The sequence below is a fragment of the Bradyrhizobium diazoefficiens genome, assembly GCF_016616885.1.
Classification (GTDB): Bacteria; Pseudomonadota; Alphaproteobacteria; order Rhizobiales; family Xanthobacteraceae; genus Bradyrhizobium; species Bradyrhizobium diazoefficiens_F.
On sequence record NZ_CP067102.1, the window covers coordinates 4,883,810 to 4,901,662 of the forward strand.

General features: G+C 64.5%; 21 protein-coding genes and 1 pseudogene. 10 read left to right on the plus strand and 12 right to left on the minus strand.

Features of this window, described 5'->3' with window-relative positions; genetic code table 11:
* Positions 1 to 59 precede the first annotated feature (59 nt).
* On the plus strand, positions 60 to 296 hold the full coding sequence (locus tag JJC00_RS22930) for a hypothetical protein (RefSeq protein ID WP_200468193.1): 237 nt from the start codon (positions 60 to 62) through the stop codon (positions 294 to 296).
* A 68-nt stretch (positions 297 to 364) separates the two neighbouring features.
* Here JJC00_RS22930 and JJC00_RS22935 read toward each other — a convergent pair whose 3' ends face one another.
* Positions 365 to 736, minus strand: a complete 372-nt coding sequence (locus JJC00_RS22935; RefSeq protein ID WP_200468194.1) for a hypothetical protein — start codon at positions 734 to 736, stop codon at positions 365 to 367.
* On the opposite strand from JJC00_RS22935, the gene JJC00_RS22940 reads away from it, so the two are divergent.
* From JJC00_RS22940 to JJC00_RS22950, 3 genes are all read left to right on the plus strand, one after another.
* Positions 717 to 1,133 carry a phosphonate metabolism protein PhnM gene (locus tag JJC00_RS22940; protein ID WP_200468195.1) on the plus strand — a complete coding sequence of 139 codons (417 nt, stop codon included), beginning with the start codon at positions 717 to 719 and terminating at the stop codon, positions 1,131 to 1,133. The genes JJC00_RS22935 and JJC00_RS22940 overlap by 20 nt on opposite strands.
* Before the next feature lie 98 nt (positions 1,134 to 1,231).
* Complete coding sequence (locus JJC00_RS22945) at positions 1,232 to 1,423, plus strand: hypothetical protein (protein WP_200468196.1); 192 nt, start codon at positions 1,232 to 1,234, stop codon at positions 1,421 to 1,423.
* 273 nt (positions 1,424 to 1,696) lie between these two features.
* Positions 1,697 to 1,918 carry a hypothetical protein gene (locus JJC00_RS22950; RefSeq protein ID WP_200468197.1) on the plus strand — a complete coding sequence of 74 codons (222 nt, stop codon included), beginning with the start codon at positions 1,697 to 1,699 and terminating at the stop codon, positions 1,916 to 1,918.
* A gap of 133 nt (positions 1,919 to 2,051) precedes the next feature.
* Here JJC00_RS22950 and JJC00_RS38990 read toward each other — a convergent pair.
* Together JJC00_RS38990 and JJC00_RS38995 are read right to left on the minus strand one after the other, a co-directional pair.
* A pseudogene (locus JJC00_RS38990) lies at positions 2,052 to 2,208 on the minus strand (REP-associated tyrosine transposase); the annotation flags it as partial.
* A gap of 248 nt (positions 2,209 to 2,456) precedes the next feature.
* Positions 2,457 to 2,774 (minus strand): DUF1648 domain-containing protein, encoded by a 318-nt coding sequence (locus JJC00_RS38995; RefSeq protein WP_200468198.1) that lies wholly within the window; start codon positions 2,772 to 2,774, stop codon positions 2,457 to 2,459.
* A gap of 1,036 nt (positions 2,775 to 3,810) precedes the next feature.
* Between JJC00_RS38995 and JJC00_RS22960 the strand changes: the two genes are divergently transcribed.
* The 3 genes from JJC00_RS22960 to JJC00_RS22970 all read left to right on the plus strand — a co-directional run bounded on the left by JJC00_RS22960 (position 3,811) and on the right by JJC00_RS22970 (position 7,070).
* The gene (locus JJC00_RS22960) at positions 3,811 to 5,157 is read left to right on the plus strand and encodes a caspase family protein (protein WP_200468199.1); all 1,347 of its coding nucleotides are present in this window, start codon (positions 3,811 to 3,813) and stop codon (positions 5,155 to 5,157) included.
* Between the two features lie 39 nt (positions 5,158 to 5,196).
* Positions 5,197 to 5,700 (plus strand): hypothetical protein, encoded by a 504-nt coding sequence (locus tag JJC00_RS22965; protein WP_200468200.1) that lies wholly within the window; start codon positions 5,197 to 5,199, stop codon positions 5,698 to 5,700.
* Between the two features lie 152 nt (positions 5,701 to 5,852).
* Positions 5,853 to 7,070: a hypothetical protein gene (locus tag JJC00_RS22970; RefSeq protein WP_200468201.1), complete on the plus strand. Its 1,218-nt coding sequence runs from the start codon at positions 5,853 to 5,855 to the stop codon at positions 7,068 to 7,070.
* On the opposite strand, the gene gmk is transcribed toward JJC00_RS22970, so the two are convergent.
* The 9 genes from gmk to JJC00_RS23015 form a co-directional block, all read right to left on the minus strand.
* The gene (gene gmk, locus JJC00_RS22975) at positions 7,003 to 7,662 is read right to left on the minus strand and encodes a guanylate kinase (RefSeq protein ID WP_200468202.1); all 660 of its coding nucleotides are present in this window, start codon (positions 7,660 to 7,662) and stop codon (positions 7,003 to 7,005) included. The genes JJC00_RS22970 and gmk overlap by 68 nt on opposite strands.
* 3 nt (positions 7,663 to 7,665) lie before the next feature.
* Positions 7,666 to 8,553, minus strand: a complete 888-nt coding sequence (locus tag JJC00_RS22980; RefSeq protein ID WP_200468203.1) for a YicC/YloC family endoribonuclease — start codon at positions 8,551 to 8,553, stop codon at positions 7,666 to 7,668.
* A gap of 134 nt (positions 8,554 to 8,687) precedes the next feature.
* Complete coding sequence (gene mltG, locus JJC00_RS22985; protein ID WP_200468204.1) at positions 8,688 to 9,962, minus strand: endolytic transglycosylase MltG; 1,275 nt, start codon at positions 9,960 to 9,962, stop codon at positions 8,688 to 8,690.
* Positions 9,963 to 10,088: 126 nt separating this feature from the next.
* Positions 10,089 to 11,354 carry a beta-ketoacyl-ACP synthase II gene (gene fabF, locus JJC00_RS22990; protein ID WP_200468205.1) on the minus strand — a complete coding sequence of 422 codons (1,266 nt, stop codon included), beginning with the start codon at positions 11,352 to 11,354 and terminating at the stop codon, positions 10,089 to 10,091.
* A 108-nt stretch (positions 11,355 to 11,462) separates the two neighbouring features.
* Positions 11,463 to 11,702: an acyl carrier protein gene (locus JJC00_RS22995; protein ID WP_008130699.1), complete on the minus strand. Its 240-nt coding sequence runs from the start codon at positions 11,700 to 11,702 to the stop codon at positions 11,463 to 11,465.
* 310 nt (positions 11,703 to 12,012) lie between these two features.
* Positions 12,013 to 12,750, minus strand: a complete 738-nt coding sequence (gene fabG / locus JJC00_RS23000; RefSeq protein ID WP_027535227.1) for a 3-oxoacyl-[acyl-carrier-protein] reductase — start codon at positions 12,748 to 12,750, stop codon at positions 12,013 to 12,015.
* 11 nt (positions 12,751 to 12,761) lie between these two features.
* Positions 12,762 to 13,721: an ACP S-malonyltransferase gene (gene fabD, locus JJC00_RS23005; RefSeq protein ID WP_200468206.1), complete on the minus strand. Its 960-nt coding sequence runs from the start codon at positions 13,719 to 13,721 to the stop codon at positions 12,762 to 12,764.
* Between the two features lie 172 nt (positions 13,722 to 13,893).
* Positions 13,894 to 14,919 (minus strand): fatty acid desaturase family protein, encoded by a 1,026-nt coding sequence (locus JJC00_RS23010; protein ID WP_200468207.1) that lies wholly within the window; start codon positions 14,917 to 14,919, stop codon positions 13,894 to 13,896.
* 3 nt (positions 14,920 to 14,922) lie between these two features.
* Positions 14,923 to 15,627 carry a TetR/AcrR family transcriptional regulator C-terminal domain-containing protein gene (locus JJC00_RS23015; protein WP_200468208.1) on the minus strand — a complete coding sequence of 235 codons (705 nt, stop codon included), beginning with the start codon at positions 15,625 to 15,627 and terminating at the stop codon, positions 14,923 to 14,925.
* 343 nt (positions 15,628 to 15,970) lie between these two features.
* On the opposite strand from JJC00_RS23015, the gene rpsF reads away from it, so the two are divergent.
* The 3 genes from rpsF to JJC00_RS23030 all read left to right on the plus strand — a co-directional run bounded on the left by rpsF (position 15,971) and on the right by JJC00_RS23030 (position 17,829).
* Positions 15,971 to 16,474 carry a 30S ribosomal protein S6 gene (gene rpsF / locus JJC00_RS23020; protein ID WP_200468209.1) on the plus strand — a complete coding sequence of 168 codons (504 nt, stop codon included), beginning with the start codon at positions 15,971 to 15,973 and terminating at the stop codon, positions 16,472 to 16,474.
* Positions 16,475 to 16,479: 5 nt separating this feature from the next.
* A complete protein-coding gene (rpsR, locus tag JJC00_RS23025) occupies positions 16,480 to 16,719 on the plus strand; it encodes a 30S ribosomal protein S18 (RefSeq protein ID WP_007592020.1) in 240 nt (79 codons plus the stop codon).
* 126 nt (positions 16,720 to 16,845) lie between these two features.
* Positions 16,846 to 17,829, plus strand: a complete 984-nt coding sequence (locus tag JJC00_RS23030) for a DUF2232 domain-containing protein (protein WP_200468210.1) — start codon at positions 16,846 to 16,848, stop codon at positions 17,827 to 17,829.
* Positions 17,830 to 17,853: the final 24 nt, after the last annotated feature.

Consider the following 17,853-nt stretch of genomic DNA (forward strand, 5'->3'; position numbering starts at 1 on the left):
ACTAACGCGGAATTCATGCAAGGCCCGGAACGGCTGCGGCTGCACCGCGTTGGCAGCGCATGTCCATTCGCTGCACCGTCGAGAGCGCATTCTTCATCGCCTGGAGCTTCCTCGAGAAGAGCGGCGAGCTCGGCCCACCCGACACGTCCGCGAACATCATTCTCGATGCGATCGAAGCGCAGCTGAAGACCGGCGAGCGCCGGCCGTTGATGCTCGCCAACAGGGCGATCGACACCTATCGCGACCAGATGGCCTTCAACCGCCTGTCGGCTGCGCGCGAGGCCCGCCTCGGCTAGCGGCGTCGGTGCCCGACACTAATCCAATCCGCGCCCGCCCTATGTTCACTCCTGAACCGAGCGCCCATTCAATTTCGAATTCCGTAGTTCTCCGGACAAGAACAGAGTTCGAGGCGTGGCCCGCGTGCAACGCGGGAGGCTACGCCGTCTGCCAGCTCGCGCTGCAGACCGCGGCCTGCAACGCCGCGCATTCGATCGAGCTGCGCGGCGAAATGATCATCGCGGCGCAGGAGCCCATCCCGCCGCTCCAGTTCCGCCGATGGATCCTGGCGCTCCCGCCCTGACTTGCCGAATTCCGATAGCCGCCGATTAACCGGAAACTTGCGCCAAACGAAAGCACAACTTGCATTGGGATGCGAACGGCCGTTCAATGCCACATAAGTCGGCAGCACATTTGCATCACCTATGGTTTTGAGTGGAATGTGGACCCTTCTAGTCATTCTGGGCATCTGGCTCCTGATCAACGTACTCTTCGTCGTGATCATGATTCCGCCGCGCAAGCCGCGGAAATCCGATCAGCCGCGATCGTCGAGCGGGCTCGCGCCCGTCCCGATCGGCCAAAATGCCTACGCCTTCGATGAGGACGAAAAGGTCTCGCTGCGCCACACCATCATCGCCATTGCGATGGGCGCGTTGTTCTCCCTGACTCCGCCCTTGCTGCAAGCCGTCGACGACATCAAGCGGCTGATCGGCAAATACCGCAGGCCGCTGCAACAGGCCGAGGCCGCGAGCGAGAGGCGATCTCTGGAGACAGTCCTCAGCGACCCCCGCGCCCAGGAGAATCGGACGCCAACCGACGCATCGTCATCCGGCGAGCACGACGTGTCGAAGCACTAAGGCCGCGCATCAGCCCGATCACTTCGCGCCAGAACTTGGAACACCTCGAACCGCCCGCGCGTTGGCTTCTCGTTAAGGCAACGACGGAGTTTCAGCGCATGACGAAGCCGCTGAAAAAAACGGTGCAGCCAGTTCCAGACGAAAACCAGAGCCACAAGGGCGCCGGTAGCGCACCGACGGTTCCCGTCGACACCACCAAAGGCCATCGCAACGACGAGAAGCAGAACATCCGTGAACAGGCCGCTCACGGCAATCTTACCCAGAACACCAGCAACCGGCGCATGGGATAGGCGCAGACACCAGGGGGATCGAAAGAGGAGAAACGAGCGTGGTCAATCTCGGCAGATGGTACGATCCAATCTCCGAACGCTGGATCGCGCCGCGCGAACTTCATTCCGAAACCCGAACCCCTCACACAAACGAGAACCACGTCCTCGAGCTTCAGAGGACGGTCGAGATTCAGCGCATCTGGCGCGCTCTGGTCGATTGCTGCGCAAGCAAGTAATGCTTTTGCACCTGCGCGGCGGAGCAACGCGGCAACAGCCGCATGGTTGTCATTCCGCATGAACGATTCCGCATCCCCCGCCAGGCCCGTCGCAACCGCGATACGCTACCTCTCGATCATCGCCGGCTGCGCCTGCCTGCTGCTCACCGCCATCTGCTTCGCCATCGCGTGCCAGGTCTTCATCCAGACCGGCGTGTTCGCGCAATCCTACGCGATGGTGGGATTGATCAGCGGCGTGCTCGGGCTGCTGGCGCTGAAGCTGGCGAGCGTGTGGAAGTAGATTCGCGAAGCCCGCACCCCTCGACGGCGAGGGCGGAGCGCGCCAAGCCTTCCGTCAATGCGTTGATCCCGCGGCATCCCTGAGCACGGCCAGTCTGTAGTCTATAGCTAGTCTGTACTCGGGCAGCACGTCTGTACTCGGGCAGCACGACCACGGCATCAATCGCAAACGGGTGACGCTGGCGTCTCGCGAAACGCCGACCGCAGCAACAGCGATAGCCGTCGATCCGCCAGGTTGACGGTAAAGAAGAAACTTCTGCCTGGAATAAAGTTGCGCCGACAGGAAGTTATGGCGAGACGTTATCACAAGAGCGAGGCGATGGGTTTCGCAAGGGCTCAACCCATCCTACGGGCTCGAAAGGACGTCTTCGCCTGCTTCGCCAAAGCCTCCACTATCGGCTTGCAATCGTCGGCCCAAGCTCCGCCTGGAGAAATTACTATCAGAATTGCTACATAGCTCAGAATAGCTGTGAACTTCATTGAACGCCTCTCATCCAGTCCACAGCCGATTCTACCCCTTAGCTGACTTGCGCCAACATTCAGAGGCTCTCTCTCGTCTTCATTAGAACGAACAAGTGAGAGCCCGCGGCGACCAGCGAGAAAATGACTATTCCTAATTCAGCACCGTGCACGTGCTGCGGCGCATAGGTTGAAGCCAACCAAATGAAGAGCCGAACGGACGCCATGAAGACAACCATTCCCCACATAGCCAACCATTTTGGAGCGTACCATGTTGGCTCGCCATTGGGCCCCCATTGCATTGCAACGCGCTCGCGTTCGATCCGGGGACCAAAATAAAGGCTGAATCCGACGACTAGCGCGACAGCGAAGCCAAAGATGTAGTCTGCGGGTAACATGCTTTGCGCCTTTCAGAATGCCCTGCCGAGCTTATCGCGAGACGAAGCGGCAATCTATGCTTGTCTAAATGGAACTGCTCGCGCCCACTACCGTATGGTTGCTCTCAGGTTTACCCGATCACACGATCGTCCGATTGCGGCCCATCGCGACATACTGCTCTGCCGCACGAACTTGGTCGCCATAAGAGCAAAGCGGACGTAGTCACCAGTCACATGACGCCGCCGGGTTAAAGGTACACGGCCTAATCTAGCACGTTGGCGCGTGGTCATTTAGCTACCGCGACCCGTCGGGCAAAACACCAAACATCCCGTCAACCCCTTCTCGCAAAAATATTCCACTTTACCGAATTTCGGATTTATGGCATAAGGGCCGCATCCCGGCCCTGCCAAAGGGGCGCTTCGCGATCGTCACGAGATGCGGGCCAGGATGCGGTGGACGCGGCAGCGCCGGCGCGCGACGTGACGGCAGGGCGGGCAACCCCCGTGAGACGTTGCGATCCGCGGCACGACACGGCGCCGTAACAGCGGTCTCGTCGGCAGCGGGGGTGAGCACGCGCCAGCCCTCGATGCCCAGGCGAGGCCGTCCGCGGACGGAGAAGTCGTGTGGTCCTGACGCCCGGGGTCTGTGCGTCAAGCCTTGCGGTGATGTGGCGGCCCGACCGGGCGCGTACATCAGCCATCCGCAAGACGACGGGGGCAATAGTGCATCGCTCCCCGGGGAGAGCACGAAGGACACCGTTAAAACCATCCGCGCAGGGAAGGCCGGGCGACCGGCATCACCTGTGATCCACCCCGTGTGCATTTCCAAAGCGCACGGATCTCGGGTGCCAGCCGGCGCCCGGCCTTCCCTGCGCCCTTTGGCTTCCATCGGGCGATGTGACGAAGCAAGGCTCGGGCAAAACCTGCCGCGAGGATGCGAGGCCATGCTCCCTTCCCGGACGCGAGGCGTGCAAGCCATGACGGGTACAGAATGTCGCACCGCTTTTCGCCCGCCCGCCCGGCTGGTAGATTGCCGGCATTGCTTTGGGGATCCTTGATGCACGCGCGGGTTTTCAATCGCGTCCTGATGCTGGCAGCGCTCGTCGCGGCCGCGCTCGCCGTCGCGCTCCAGCCGGCATCAGCCGAAAAGCGCATCGCGCTTGTCGTCGGCAACTCCGCCTACAAGAACATCACGCCGCTCGACAATCCGTCAAAGGATGCGAGCCTGATGGCGGAGACGCTCAGCACGCTCGGCTTCACGCTGGTCGGCGGCCACGCCCAGCTCGATCTCGACAAGAGCGCGATGGACATCGCCGTGCAGAACTTTGGCCGGCAGGTGCAGGGCGCCGACGTCGCGCTGTTCTATTATGCCGGTCACGGCGTGCAGGTCGCGGGCTCGAATTATCTCGTGCCGGTCGGCGCCAATCCGACGCGCGAGGCCGACGTCGACTTCCAGATGACCGACGTCAATCTGGTGCTGCGGCAGATGCAGGGCGCCGGCACGCGGCTCAACCTCGTCATCCTCGATGCCTGCCGCAACAACCCGTTCGGCTCGCGCGGACTGCGGTCCTCCGACGGCGGTCTTGCGCAGATGCGCGCGCCGGAGGGCACGCTGATCTCCTACGCCACGCAGCCCGGCAATGTCGCCCAGGACGGCAGTGACGGCCACAGCCCCTACACCAAGGCGCTGGCCGCGACGGTCCGGACCGCGGGCCTCGACGTGTTCCAGACCTTCAATCAGGTCGGCCTCGCCGTGAAGCGCGCCACCTCAGGCGCGCAGCAGCCCTGGGTGTCGTCCTCGCCGATCGACGGCACCTTCTACTTCGTGCCACCGACGCAAGTCGCGCCGCCGCAGGTCGCCGCGATGCAGCCCGACCCGCTGCCGGCGGACCGGCTGCGCGCCGATCCCGACCGCGTGCCGTTGCGCGATGCCGCGCTGCTCAGCGAATTGGCCGAGCGGCTCTACGAGCTGAATTTCGATCCGGATACGCCCGACGGACTGACCCGCGCGATCACGAAACTGCAGCAGCGCATTTCGATGGCGCCGACAGGTGAAGCGACCGAAGGCCTGCTGTTGCGGATGCGCAAGATGGAGGACCTGAAGCCGTGGGGCTCGATCGTCTACGGCCCCGACAGCAGCAAATGGGGCATCTCGTGGAATCATGCCTCTCGACGCGCGGCGGTGGCGGATGCGCGCGGCAATTGCGCCGGCGCCAAATGTCCGATCGAGCTGTCCTTCTACGGCAAAAGCTGCGGCGCGTTCGCGATCTCGGACAAGTCCTGGTCGCTGGTCCAGCGCGAGGGCGTACAGCGCGCGAAGGACGCCGCGCTTGACGATTGCGGCAAGGCTGGCAAAGCTTGCCGCATTATTGGAGCCGTCTGTGCCGACGGCTCCGGTCGCTGATTTTGCCGCTGATTTTTCACGATGATGGATTTCTGGCTCATGTCGAACACCGCAAGCCGCAAATTTGCCCTCGCCGCGCTTCTGCTCGCCCTCGCCTCGCCATCGGCCTTCGCGCAATCCGGCAGCGCCGGCGGCTCGATCGGCAATGACGAAAAATCGCTGTCCGGCTCGCGTTCGGACCGCTCCGCCGAACCCGCGCCATCGGCGCGCCGGAGCAAGCCGGCCGCTGACGAACAACGCTCGTCGTCGCGGCGCAGCGGCGGCGGAGGAGGAGGCGGCGGCGGAGGCTTCGACGGCGCCTGGGCCGTCATCAGTGTCGGCTGTGGCGGCTCGTCCAGCAGCGCAACCGTCGTGACCTCGGGCCGCGTCATCGGCGAAGGCGTCAGCGGCACTGTCAGCTCCAATGGTTCGGTGCACACGTTCGGACAAGCTGGAGGCGGCGTCACTTATACCGGCGCCGGCCGCCTGTCCGGACGCAGCGGTTCCGGCACCTTCCGCCGCTCCGACGGCTGCTCGGGAACCTGGACCGCAAGCAAGCAATAGTGCCGGCAAAAAGCCTGAATTCGCGGTGGAACGAACGCCGCACAGGCCCGATTCAGGCCACATCCTCTCCGGATTTGCGGCTCATTGCCACCTAACTCTTTGTTGAGAAAGGGAAGGTAACGAGTTGCGTCATGCGTAACCGGGAGACCAGGATGGGCAACCGCACCGCAAAATTCTTATCCGCGCTGGTAGGCAGCATCATTGCCGGCGCACCATTGGCTGCGGTTTCGCAGAACGCGCCGAGTGCAGCCAGCACCGCAAGCACGGCGAATGTGGCAGCCGACTGTCTCGCTTCGCCGAAAGGTGCCGCGCCGCAGGGCCAGCATTGGTTCTATCGGCTCGAGCGCGCGACCAAGCGGCAATGCTGGTATCTGCGCGCCGAAGGCGCCAAAGAAGGTGCTAACGCCACACAGACCGCGCAGGCGACGGCCGATGCGCCGAATGCGGCTCCAGCCGGGCCGCAATCGGTGCAAAATGCGCATGCTGAATACTTCGCGCCACAGACCGCAGCGAGCACGCCGGCGCCGGCCGCAGCGTCAACCCAGCAGGCTCCCAGCACCACAGATGCGCAGCCCGCAATCGCCACGCGTTGGCCCGATGCCGCACCTGCTTCGCCGCCTGCACCGCAGCCTTCACCTGCAACGGCCGCCGCACCTGCCGCGGCATCCGTACAGCCGAGCGCGAAGCCGGCCGCATCGCCTGCCCCGGTGACGCTCGCCGCGGCAGACGCGTCCGCCGACAAGCCGACCGGATCAGTGCAGATGCTGCTGCTCGTGATCGGCGGCGCGCTGGCGCTTGCCGGCCTCCTCGCCAGCGTGATCTATCGCTTCGCCGGTGGACGCACGCGCGTCCAGACGGCCGACCGCCGCGTGAATTGGGACCATCGGCAGGATGACGACCACAGCCGCGCGCCCTGGCACACCGAGCCGGCGCCGCGCGTCGAACGACCCCTGCCGGTGGACTTCGACGCCATGCGCGTGGAAGCCCCGCAGATCGCCGCATTCTCCAACGCAATCGGCCGAATCGCTGCGCAGGGCCGTCCCACTGAGGTTGCGACAGTAGAGCCCGACGAGACCGAGATCGGCTATTTCGACGGCGAGTTCGAGATCGAGCCCCCAGCGCCGAAGCTCGCCGCCGACGACATCCACCAGGAAGAGCCGGCAGGGCACGACGCAGACGCGCCTGAAGAACATGTGCGCGAAGAGGCTACCGGCGTCGACATCGACATCATCACGGCGATGCTGGAGCGGCTGGCGAGCGAAGGGCCGCGGCTGACGCCGCCTGCCCCTGAAACTGACCTTGCTAGCCTTGAAGCTGACCTTGCAGCCCTCGCACGAAGCTCACGAGGCCGGTCCGCCGCTCGCGCTTGAGCCGCTCGGCCTTCAGGATCGACTGCACCTCGGCGAAGGCGTCATCAACATTGTGGTTGATGACGATGTAGTCGTACTCAGCCCAGTGGCTCATCTCGTGGCTGGCGCGGCTCATCCGCTTGCGGATCACCTCGTCGGAATCCTGCGCACGCGAATGCAGCCGCTTCTCGAGATCGCCGACCGACGGCGGCAGGATGAAGACGCTGACGACGTCCGCGCGCGCTTTTTCGCGCAACTGCTGGGTACCCTGCCAGTCGATGTCGAACAGCACGTCCTGCCCCGCCGACAGCGCGGCCTCGACGGGCGCACGCGGCGTGCCGTAGCTGTTGTCGAACACGGTGGCCCATTCCAGCAGCTCATCGCCCTTCACCATGGCGTCGAACCTGGGCTTGTCGACGAACAGATAGTCGCGGCCGTCGACCTCGCCGGGCCGCATCGCGCGCGTCGTCGCCGACACCGACATGCGCAGGCCGGGCATGCGGTCGATCAGGAGACGCGACAGCGTCGTCTTGCCCGCGCCCGATGGCGAGGACAGCACGAACATCAGCCCGCGCCGCTCGACACCGTCAGTTCCGTGACCGCCCGTCGTCATCGATCACTCCAGATTCTGAACCTGCTCTCGGAATTGCTCGACCACGTTCTTCATGGCGAGCCCGGTATTGGTCAGCTCGATGTCGTTCGACTTCGAGCAGCAGGTGTTGACCTCGCGGTGAAACTCCTGCGCCAGGAAATCGAGCTTGCGCCCGATCGGGCCGCCCTTGCCGATCAGCTCGCGCGCCTGCGCGATGTGGGAGGCGATGCGGTCGAGCTCCTCGCGGATGTCGGCCCTGGTCGCGATCAGGATCGCTTCCTGCATCAAACGGTCGGAATCGAAACGGTCGGACGTGTCCAGCAGCGCGGCGATCTGCTCGGCGAGCCTCGCCTTGATCGCCTCGGGCTTGCGGCCCGGCGCTCCTTCCGCCTTCTTCGCCAGTTGCTCAACCTCGTCGACCCGCTGGGTCAGGATCTGGCCGAGCGAGGCACCCTCGCGCTTGCGCATCTCGACGAGATCGGCGAGCGCCTTGTCGAAGGCGTCCGCTGCGGCGGCCCGCGCGGCCTTATCCTCCTCCTCGTCGCCCTCGGGCTCGGCGACCTCGACGACGCCCTTGATGGCGAGCAGGCCGTCGACGCTCGGCGCGACCGCGTCGACCTTGCCGGCGATGACGGCGGCGGCCTTCAGCACGGCGTTGAGCACGTCTTCATTGACCCGGACGGTGGCGGCGGCATTGGCACGCTTGACGTTGAGATTGGCGTAGACGGTGCCGCGCGACAACAGCTCGCCGGCGCGCTTCTTGGCGTGGGCCTCGAGCTCGTCGAACCCCTGCGGCAGCCGCACCCGCAAGTCAAAGCCCTTGGCGTTGACCGACTTCAACTCCCATTCGAACGTATACGGCCCGCTCGCGCCGTGGCTTCGGGCAAAGCCGGTCATGGACGACAGCGCCATCAGGTCAAATTCTCCGGAAACGTGGGATTCGCGAGGCCATCAGGCCACGCGAATCTTAAGACTATTTTGCAGGAAAGTGGAATCCGCAAAGTCCCGTAGGCTGGTCTGCGCAGGCGCCGGCGTCGGACCAGGGCCTAGCGCTGGATCACCGGCGGCGACGGCTGCACCGAGCCCTGCCGGGCGGGCGGCGGACCCGCGGGCCGCGCCGGCGGCTTCTTCTGCTGGGTCGGCTTGGGCGTGGTCGCGGTCGGCGCGGTATCTGGAGCCGCGGGCGGCGCGGCGGCGGCTGGCGGCTGTGCGTCATCGGCCGGCTCGACCGTGTCGTTCTGGATCTGCTTCTCCATCGCGCGCAGCTTGGCGACGTTCTTCTGGTGCGCGTCGTAGGTCTCGGTGAAGGCATGCCCGCCCGAGCCATCGGCGACGAAGAAGAGGTCGCGGGTACGGGCCGGGTTGGCCGCCGCCTCCAGCGAGGCGCGGCCGGGGTTGGCGATCGGGCCCGGCGGCAGGCCCTCGATCACATAGGTGTTGTAAGGCGACGGCTGCGTGATCTCGCTGCGCTTGATTGGACGTCCCAGCGTGCCCTTGCCGCCGACAAGGCCGTAGATGATGGTCGGGTCGGATTGCAGCTTGATCTTCTGCTTGAGCCGATTGACGAACACGGCCGCGACACGGCTGCGCTCATCCGGCTTGCCGGTCTCCTTCTCGACGATCGAGGCGAGCGTCTCCAGCTGCTCCGGAGTCTTGACTGGAAGGTCCTGGCTGCGGCGCTCCCAGATCTCCGCGAGCACGCGCTTGTGCGCCTGCTGCATGCGCTGGATCACCTGGTCGCGCGGTGTCCCGCGCGGGAACTTGTAGGTCTCCGGCAGCAGCGTGCCCTCGCGCGGCAGCTCGCGCACGCTGCCGGTGAAGATGTCGTTGTCGGACAACCGCGCCACGATCTGCTCGGAGGTCAGGCCTTCCGGTATCGTGACCGCATGCTGCACCACCTTGCCCTCGACGATGGTGGCAATGACGTCGCGCAGGGATGCATTCTTCTGGAACGAATATTCACCCGGCTTCAGGTCCGAGCTCGCCTTGAGCGCAGCCACCGCGGCGATGAACACCCACGGATTGACGTCGGTCACGCTCTCCTTGTTCAGGGTCTCGGCGATGTCGCGCTTGCCGGCGCGCTGCGGGATGTTGACGATCTTGTCTTCCTTCAGCGGCCCTGGCGCCTCGAGCACCTGCCGGCCGTAATAATAGGCGCCGCCGGCGCCGAGCATGGCGATCAGCAGCAGGGTGATGATGGCGTTGCCGACCACGACAAAGGGATTGCGGGCCCGCTCCGAACGCTTCGGCGGCGGCGGGACCTGCTCGGGCTCGAGCGCTGCCCGCGGACTCCGGGGCGAAATGGGCGGCCTTTCACTCATCGAAGCAAACCTGAATCCTGCCGGTTCAATCGCAGCCTGACAATCGCTTGCCGAGCCAAATGCACACGCCCACAGATATGACTATCGCCGAATACGGCAAAACGGTGGATTCGTCGCAAACACAAACTAATGGGTCAGGCGCCGGATGATCACCGACGCATTGGTACCGCCGAAACCAAAAGAATTCGACAACGCGACGTTCACCTCACGCTGTTTCGCCTTATGCGGCACGAGATCGATCGCGGTCTCCACCGACGGGTTGTCCAGGTTAATGGTCGGCGGGACGACATTATCGCGAATCGCGAGGATGGCGAAGATCGCCTCGATCGCGCCGGCTGCGCCGAGCAGATGGCCGGTCGACGATTTGGTCGAGGACATCGCAACCTTGGAGGCGGCATTGCCGAGCAGGCGCTCCACCGCGCCAAGCTCGATCTCGTCGCCGAGCGGCGTCGAGGTACCGTGCGCGTTGATGTAGTCGAGATCGGACGCAGTCAGGCCGGCGCGCTTGAGCGCGGCCAACATGCTGCGGAAGCCGCCATCGCCATCGGGCGCCGGCGACGTAATGTGGTAGGCGTCACCCGACAGACCATAGCCGATCACCTCGGCGTAGACCCTGGCGCCGCGGCGCCGGGCGTGCTCGAGCTCCTCCAGGACGAGGACGCCGGCGCCCTCGCCCATGACGAAACCGTCGCGGTCCTTGTCGTAGGGGCGCGAGGCCTTCTCCGGCGTCTCGTTGAAGCCGATCGACAGCGCGCGCGCGGCGTTGAAGCCGGCAATGCCGATGCGGCTGATCGGCGACTCCGCGCCACCGGCAACCATCACGTCAGCATCGCCGAGCGCAATCAGGCGGGCGGCGTCGCCGACGGCATGCGCGCCGGTCGAGCAGGCCGTGACCACCGAATGGTTCGGGCCCTTCAGCCCGTGCTTGATCGAGACGTAGCCGGAAGCGAGATTGATCAGGCGGCCCGGAATGAAGAACGGCGACACCCGGCGCGGTCCACGCTCCTTCAGGAGAATGGCGGTGTCGGCGATGCCGTTGAGGCCGCCGATGCCCGAGCCGATCATGGTGCCGGTCGCGCATTTGTCCTCTTCGCTCTCGGGATGCCAGTTGGCATCGTCGAGCGCCTGGCCGGCCGCGGCCATGCCGAAGATGATGAAGTCGTCGACCTTGCGCTGGTCCTTCGGCTCCATCCAGATATCGGGATTGAAGCTGTCGTTGCTGCCGTCGCCGCGCACGACCGTGCAAGCGTATTTGGTCTGCAGATCGGAGACATCGAAGCTCTCGATCCTGCGCGCACCGCTTTCGCCGTTGAGGATGCGTTTCCAGGTCGGTTCGACGCCGCAGCCGAGTGGCGACACCATGCCGAGACCAGTGACGACAACCCGCCTCATGTCCGAAAACTCCGCATCGAAAGATTCACGGCCAATAACAAGAAACCGGCTGACCGCTGCGAAGCGGCCCGTCCGGTTTCAATGTTGTCCCCGCGAAAATGAAGAGCCTTAGCTCTTCGCGTTCTTCTCGAGAAACTTCGTGGCGTCGCCGACGGTGAGAATCGTTTCCGCGGCGTCGTCCGGAATCTCGCAACCGAATTCCTCTTCGAACGCCATCACCAGTTCGACGGTGTCCAGACTGTCGGCGCCGAGGTCATCGATGAAGCTCGCTGCGTCGACAACCTTCTCGGGTTCAACACCAAGGTGTTCGACCACGATCTTCTTAACCCGCTCGCCAATGTCACTCATTGCATAACCTCGTGTTGTTCCCTGTAGACCCGACCCCCCGGGACGATACGAGCCGTCGTGGTCGTTGACTGCCTTCGCTTACGAACTTTGATTTGGCCCCACCTTAACCGATGGAGGCCCGGCGAACGACGGCCAAGGCTCCGCATCGCCAATATACAGGGTTTCAAAAACCTGCAATGGCGTTCTTTGCCCATCCGTTGAAGGTCCGGTTATCATACTTCAACTGCCTTGACTACACGCCTCAATTCGCTCCGGAAACGGCCGTTTGCCGCATCCGACCCCGCCCATGTGGGCAGTGCGGAACGGCGTATCAGATCATGGCCATGCCGCCGTTGACGTGGATGGTTTGGCCGGTGACGTAGGCTGCTTCGTTCGAACTCAGGTAGACCGCGGCCGCAGCAATGTCCTCGGGCGTCCCCAGGCGATTGGCCGGAACCTTGGTCAGAATCGTCTCGCGCTGCTTGTCGTTGAGCGCATCCGTCATCGGCGTCTTGATGAAGCCGGGTGCGATGCAGTTCGCGGTCACGCCGCGCTTGGCGTATTCGGCGCCGAGCGTCTTGATCATGCCGATCAGGCCGGCCTTCGACGCGGTGTAATTGCCCTGCCCGGGATTGCCGGTGACGCCGACCACCGAGGTAATGGCGATGATGCGGCCGAAGCGCTTGCGCATCATCAATTTGGTGGCGGCGCGCGCCAGGCGGAAGGTCGCAGTCAGATTGACGTTGATGACCTCGTCCCAATCCTCATCACGAAGCTGAACGAACAGATTGTCACGCGTGATGCCGGCGTTGGCGATGAGAATGTCGACCTGACCCATCGCAGCTTCCGCGGCCGGGACCAGCGCCTCGACCTCGTCGGCCTTGGAGAGATTGCAGGGCAGCACGAGGGCGCGCTCGCCAAGCTTGCCGGCCAGCTCGTCCAGCACTTCCTTGCGCGTTCCGGAAATCGCGACAGTGGCGCCCTGCGCGTGCAGCGCCTGCGCGATCGCGCCGCCGATGCCGCCGGTCGCGCCAGTGACGAGCGCCTTTTTGCCAGTCAGATCGAACATCGAAAACTCCTCTAGCCCTGCTTCGCAGCGGCCAATGCATCCTTGGCGGCGGCAATGTCGTTCGGACCGCCCACCGCAACGCCGACGGCGCCATCGGCAATACGCTTGACGAGTCCCGTCAGCACCTTGCCCGCGCCGATTTCGAAGAAACGCGTGACGCCCTGCCCCGCCATATAGGCAACCGACTCGCGCCAGCGCACCGTGCCGGTGACCTGCTCGACCAGGCGGCGGCGGATCTCGTCAGGATCAGTGATGGCGCTTGCCAGCACGTTTGAGACCAGCGGCGCAGCCGGTGCCTTGATCGTGACCTTGGACAGTGCCTCGGCCATGGCATCAGCAGCGGGCTGCATCAGCTTGCAATGGAACGGTGCGGACACCGGCAGCAGCATGGCGCGCTTGGCACCCTTGGTCTTGGCGATCTCGACGGCGCGATCGACCGCAGCCTTGTCGCCGGAGACGACCACCTGCCCGCCACCATTGTCATTGGCGGCCTGGCAGACCTGCCCCTGTGCCGCCTCCTTGGCGACCTCCATGGCGGCGTCGTAATCGAGACCGAGCAGCGCGGCCATCGCACCCGCGCCGACCGGCACGGCTTTTTGCATTGCGAGACCGCGGGTGCGAAGCAGTCGCGCGGTGTCCGAGATTGTCAGGCTGACGGCCGCGGCCAGCGCCGAATATTCGCCGAGCGAGTGGCCGGCAACGAACGCCGCATCCCGCCCCACGGAAAACCCGGCTTCAGCCTCCAGCACGCGCAGAGTGGCCACAGACACCGCCATCAGGGCCGGCTGGGCGTTCTCGGTGAGCTGAAGGGTCTCGGCCGGGCCATCCCAGATCGTGGCCGTCAGCTTCTCTCCAAGCGCGTCATCGACCTCGTCGAACACAACGCGCGCCACCGGAAAGGCGTCAGCCAAAGCCTTGCCCATGCCAACTGCCTGGGAACCCTGCCCCGGAAATGTGAATGCTGCCGTCATCGGCGCTCCCTGGATCGCTCGAGCCGTGTGCTTCGAGAACCCGCAGCCGATGACGTCCGGCCCGAGCCTTGGTTCCCGACCATGCTCCGAAAGGGGCCGTAGACCCGCCTAGGGCTAAAATGTCAAGCCAAGATAGGAACTTCGGCCTGCATTCAACCGGGGATTCCGCCCCCTAGAATCCACCGTTGGTCTGGTTGGCGTCGACCGTCGCCCCGGCCTGCGCGCGGCGCGCGCTGTTCACCAACTGGCCGGGACGGTCGTCCCGATCGGGCTTCGCGGTCGCGAGCCGCAGCACCGCGGCGTAGTTCGGCTGTACCTCCATCCGCTCGGCATGCCGACTATCACTGAGCAGACGGTGAACCTTCGGCAGATTGTAGCAGGGCACGTAGAACAGCAGATGATGCTCGAGGTGGTAGTTCACGTAGTACGGCGCGATGAACAGGCGCTCGAGAAAGTTCGCGTGCGTGGTGCGGGTGTTGCGCAAGGGATCGCTGCTGTCGGGCACGACGGCATGCTCGGCGATGTTGCGGATGCGGGTGATGACCATCATCCAGGTCAAGAGCGGCACCAGCCATAGCAGCGGATAGGCCCACCACACGCCGGCCGCCGTGAGCGCTGCGAACATCGCGGCGTTGACGAGGCATTGCGGACCGAGCTTTTCCCAGAAATGCGCGGCGCGCTGCCGCCACGGCCAGTCATTCGGACCGAGCGCGTTGATTAATTGCGCCTTGCGCTGCTGGTAGCCGGTCTGCCCGGTGATGTCGCGAATGAACTTGCGACGATAGCTCAGCCTGGTGATCGGAAACGGCGCCGACAGCACGAGATCCGGGTCGTCCTCCTGCTGGGTGCGTGCATGATGCTGCAGGTGGTAGCGGCGATAGCTGCGTGTCTCGGCGAAGAGAGGATAGGCGCACAGCCATTGGCTCAGGGCCAGATTGGTTTTCTCGTCGGCGGACAGGCAGCCATGGGCGCCGTCATGCATCAGGATCGCTAAGCCCAGCTGGCGCGAGCCGATGATGGCAACGGCGAGAACATAGGTGATCGGATTGGGCCACCACGCGACCAAGGCGATCGCGCCGACAATGAGCACCCAGGCGTGGGCGATCATCGCAACGCCCTTCCACGTCACGCGCTGGCGCACGTCGGCCAGTTGATCGTCGGTCAGGAAATCGCGGGCACGCATCCGAAGCGCGGTCATGGCCTACCCCTGCTCGTTCGAACCGGTTGAAGTGTTGCGCTCGTCGACGAGACGCAGGCGCGCAGTATCGCTAGTGGATTTCGCCTGCTCGCCGAGCACGCGCAGCATCTCTGCGCAGAGTGCCTCGGGCGAGCGACCCATGGCGTAACCTTCGAGAATGATTCCGATGGCGACGGCCCAGAACCGTCGCGAGCTTTCGTCGGGCGCGCGCAGCGAGCGCCAGCCATGGCGGGCCACCTGACCCGCATAAGCGCGAGCGCCTTCGCTGTGCAGGCGCTCGATGGTGCGCTCGACCAGCGGCGCGAGATCCTGGCGCCGCCGCGTCAGCGTCAGCGCCTCGGCAAAGAAGGCGATCGAATCGCTCGCCGTCACGGTCTCGGCCAGCGCGCGGGTGTATTCCCGCGGCGTACGCGCCTTCAGCGCCGCCTGCTCGGTCGCGCGCGCCAGATAGAGGAGATCGCGGCAGGCGCATTCGACGAACAGCGCCTCCTTGGTGCGGAAGTAATAGGTGACCTGGCTGGGGAACGCGTCCGCTGCGGCCGCAATATCGGTGATCGCGGTGCCCGACAGCCCCCGCTCCCGAAACAGCGGGCTGGCGGCATCCAGCAGCAGGGAGCGCATCTTGCGCCCTGCCGAACGCGTCGCCCGCGCGGCGTGTTTGGGGTCGCCAGCCGCCTCAAACGGCTCCTGGGTCGACTTTTCCATCATCGGATCCTCTTCCTCATTTATTTGTATGACATACAAACAAACAGATCAAGCCGGATGTGGTATCGAACGACCGGCTCTCCTAGCCGTACCGGGACTATCCGGGCCGAAAACACGGCGGCCAACCTTGCCAAGCCGGCCAAAATCCGTATAACGCGCGCATCCGCAGACCCCGGCCGGGAGCTGAACGGACGGTCTCAGCAAATCATTCGTGATTTTGGTGTGGCAGGGCCAGTCGGCCCGTCGTCCCGTGTTTCCGCCTTCTGAGCTTAATCCCAGAGTCCTTTCCGAAGGTCTCTTAAGGGCTTGACGCCGGGCAATGCGCCAACACGAGGAAAGGACGACTATGGCTCTCTATGAGCATGTTTTTCTCGCGCGCCAAGACGCGAGCACGCAGCAGGTCGAAGAGCTGACTGCGCAGATGACCGGAATCGTCGAAGGTCTCGGCGGCAAGGTCACCAAGACCGAGAACTGGGGCGTTCGCTCCCTCACCTACCGCATGAACAAGAACCGCAAGGCGCACTTCGTGCTGCTCAACATCGACGCGCCGTCCGCGGCGATCGCCGAGATCGAGCGCCAGGAGCGCATCAGCGAAGACGTGATCCGCTATCTCAGCGTCCGCGTCGAAGAGCTCGAGGAAGGCCCGTCTGCGATGATGCGCAAGGCCGATCGCGATCGCGAGCGTGACGACCGTGGCGGTGGATTCCGCGATCGTGAAGGCAGCGGCTTCCGTGGCGACCGCGAAGGTGGTTTCCGTGGTGGCGATCGCGACGGTGGTGGCTTCCGCGGTGACCGCGGCCCGCGCCGCCCGCGCGAAGAGGCTGAAACCACGACGACGGATGGGGAGTAAGAACAATGGCTGAAGCTGGTGCACGCCGCCCGTTTTTCCGTCGTCGCAAGAGCTGCCCGTTCACGGGCGCGAATGCTCCGAAGATCGACTACAAGGACTCCAAGCTCTTGATGCGTTACGTCTCCGAGCGCGGCAAGATCGTGCCGAGCCGCATCACCGCGGTGTCCGCGAAGAAGCAGCGTGAGCTCGCCCGCGCCATCAAGCGCGCGCGATTCCTGGGTCTGCTGCCCTACGTCATTCGCTAAGACGAATTCGACCGGCGGCGAACGCCGCCGGTCGTGATTTTCTGAACTCATAAGGCTTCCGGGTCGTCCGGTCGCCGATGGTTGGGGCAAAGCGCCTCTAACCGCTCGAAGGGAGCGGGACAGCTGATGATGGTATTTGGACTGATAGCCCTGATCGCCGGCGCTGCGTCGGCCCTGATGTTCGCCTCGATCGTGTCGGGCGCGCTGATCTCGCTCGTCCTGGTTTACCTCGCTCCGCTGCCGCTCATGCTCGCCGCGATCGCCTGGGGACCGCTCTGCGGCGCACTCGGTGGCCTCGTCGCGACGCTCGTCATCGCTGGCGCGCTTAGCCCGCCCCTCGCTCTCGGTTACGGTCTCGCGTTTGCGCTGCCGGCCTGGTGGCTTGGCCATCTCGCCATGCTGGGAAGACCCTTGTTGGGAAGACCCTTGGCGAGCGGCATCGCGGGCTCGGATGCGGCTTCGCTCCAGGTCGAATGGTATCCGCTTGGACGTATCCTGCTCTGGATTGCGGCGCTGGCGACGCTGCTGACTGCGGGATCGCTGTATTCGCTGGGAAGCGATGCGTCGGCCATCAGCGACGCGATGCGCCGCGGCTTCGCCAAAATTCTTTCACTGGTGAGCGAGACGACCGTTACGGAGAATGATCCCCGCGTCGGCCTGATGGTCGCGGTCATTCCGGTTCTGGTGGCGGCATCGCAGATGGCGACGCTGACCTTGAATCTCTGGCTTGCCGCCAAAGTCGCGGCTGTTTCAGGTCGGCTGCATCGGCCCTGGCCGGACCTCAGCAGCACGAGCCTGCCGCCGATGACGCTGGTGGCACTCTGTGTCGCGCTTGCGTTCAGCTTCTTCAGCGGAATGACCGGCATTCTCGCCGTCGTCGTCACGACCGTCTTGATGATGGCCTATGCGCTGGTCGGCCTTGCCGTTCTGCACACCATCACGCGCGACCTCGCCAATCGCGGATTTTGGCTCGCTACCGCCTACGCCATCCTCCTGATGTTCAGCGTGAGCCTTGTCCTGCTGACCGCCCTTGGGCTTGCGGACGCCGTATTCGGCTTCCGCGAGCGCTTCCTGCGCAACCGGCAACCGCCGCCATTGCCGACCACTTAAGTCCAACCCGAAATCTAAAAACCC

What these genes read in the sequence shown, in the direction of transcription:
- JJC00_RS22930 (WP_200468193.1), top strand. Translation starts at nt 60, where the DNA reads ATGTCCATTCGCTGCACCGTCGAGAGCGCATTCTTCATCGCCTGGAGC.
- JJC00_RS22940 (WP_200468195.1), top strand. Translation starts at nt 717, where the DNA reads ATGTGGACCCTTCTAGTCATTCTGGGCATCTGGCTCCTGATCAACGTA.
- JJC00_RS22935 (WP_200468194.1), bottom strand. Translation starts at nt 736, where the DNA reads ATGACTAGAAGGGTCCACATTCCACTCAAAACCATAGGTGATGCAAAT.
- JJC00_RS22945 (WP_200468196.1), top strand. Translation starts at nt 1,232, where the DNA reads ATGACGAAGCCGCTGAAAAAAACGGTGCAGCCAGTTCCAGACGAAAAC.
- JJC00_RS22950 (WP_200468197.1), top strand. Translation starts at nt 1,697, where the DNA reads ATGAACGATTCCGCATCCCCCGCCAGGCCCGTCGCAACCGCGATACGC.
- JJC00_RS38995 (WP_200468198.1), bottom strand. Translation starts at nt 2,774, where the DNA reads ATGTTACCCGCAGACTACATCTTTGGCTTCGCTGTCGCGCTAGTCGTC.
- JJC00_RS22960 (WP_200468199.1), top strand. Translation starts at nt 3,811, where the DNA reads ATGCACGCGCGGGTTTTCAATCGCGTCCTGATGCTGGCAGCGCTCGTC.
- JJC00_RS22965 (WP_200468200.1), top strand. Translation starts at nt 5,197, where the DNA reads ATGTCGAACACCGCAAGCCGCAAATTTGCCCTCGCCGCGCTTCTGCTC.
- JJC00_RS22970 (WP_200468201.1), top strand. Translation starts at nt 5,853, where the DNA reads ATGGGCAACCGCACCGCAAAATTCTTATCCGCGCTGGTAGGCAGCATC.
- gmk (WP_200468202.1), bottom strand. Translation starts at nt 7,662, where the DNA reads ATGACGACGGGCGGTCACGGAACTGACGGTGTCGAGCGGCGCGGGCTG.
- JJC00_RS22980 (WP_200468203.1), bottom strand. Translation starts at nt 8,553, where the DNA reads ATGGCGCTGTCGTCCATGACCGGCTTTGCCCGAAGCCACGGCGCGAGC.
- mltG (WP_200468204.1), bottom strand. Translation starts at nt 9,962, where the DNA reads ATGAGTGAAAGGCCGCCCATTTCGCCCCGGAGTCCGCGGGCAGCGCTC.
- fabF (WP_200468205.1), bottom strand. Translation starts at nt 11,354, where the DNA reads ATGAGGCGGGTTGTCGTCACTGGTCTCGGCATGGTGTCGCCACTCGGC.
- JJC00_RS22995 (WP_008130699.1), bottom strand. Translation starts at nt 11,702, where the DNA reads ATGAGTGACATTGGCGAGCGGGTTAAGAAGATCGTGGTCGAACACCTT.
- fabG (WP_027535227.1), bottom strand. Translation starts at nt 12,750, where the DNA reads ATGTTCGATCTGACTGGCAAAAAGGCGCTCGTCACTGGCGCGACCGGC.
- fabD (WP_200468206.1), bottom strand. Translation starts at nt 13,721, where the DNA reads ATGACGGCAGCATTCACATTTCCGGGGCAGGGTTCCCAGGCAGTTGGC.
- JJC00_RS23010 (WP_200468207.1), bottom strand. Translation starts at nt 14,919, where the DNA reads ATGACCGCGCTTCGGATGCGTGCCCGCGATTTCCTGACCGACGATCAA.
- JJC00_RS23015 (WP_200468208.1), bottom strand. Translation starts at nt 15,627, where the DNA reads ATGATGGAAAAGTCGACCCAGGAGCCGTTTGAGGCGGCTGGCGACCCC.
- rpsF (WP_200468209.1), top strand. Translation starts at nt 15,971, where the DNA reads ATGGCTCTCTATGAGCATGTTTTTCTCGCGCGCCAAGACGCGAGCACG.
- rpsR (WP_007592020.1), top strand. Translation starts at nt 16,480, where the DNA reads ATGGCTGAAGCTGGTGCACGCCGCCCGTTTTTCCGTCGTCGCAAGAGC.
- JJC00_RS23030 (WP_200468210.1), top strand. Translation starts at nt 16,846, where the DNA reads ATGATGGTATTTGGACTGATAGCCCTGATCGCCGGCGCTGCGTCGGCC.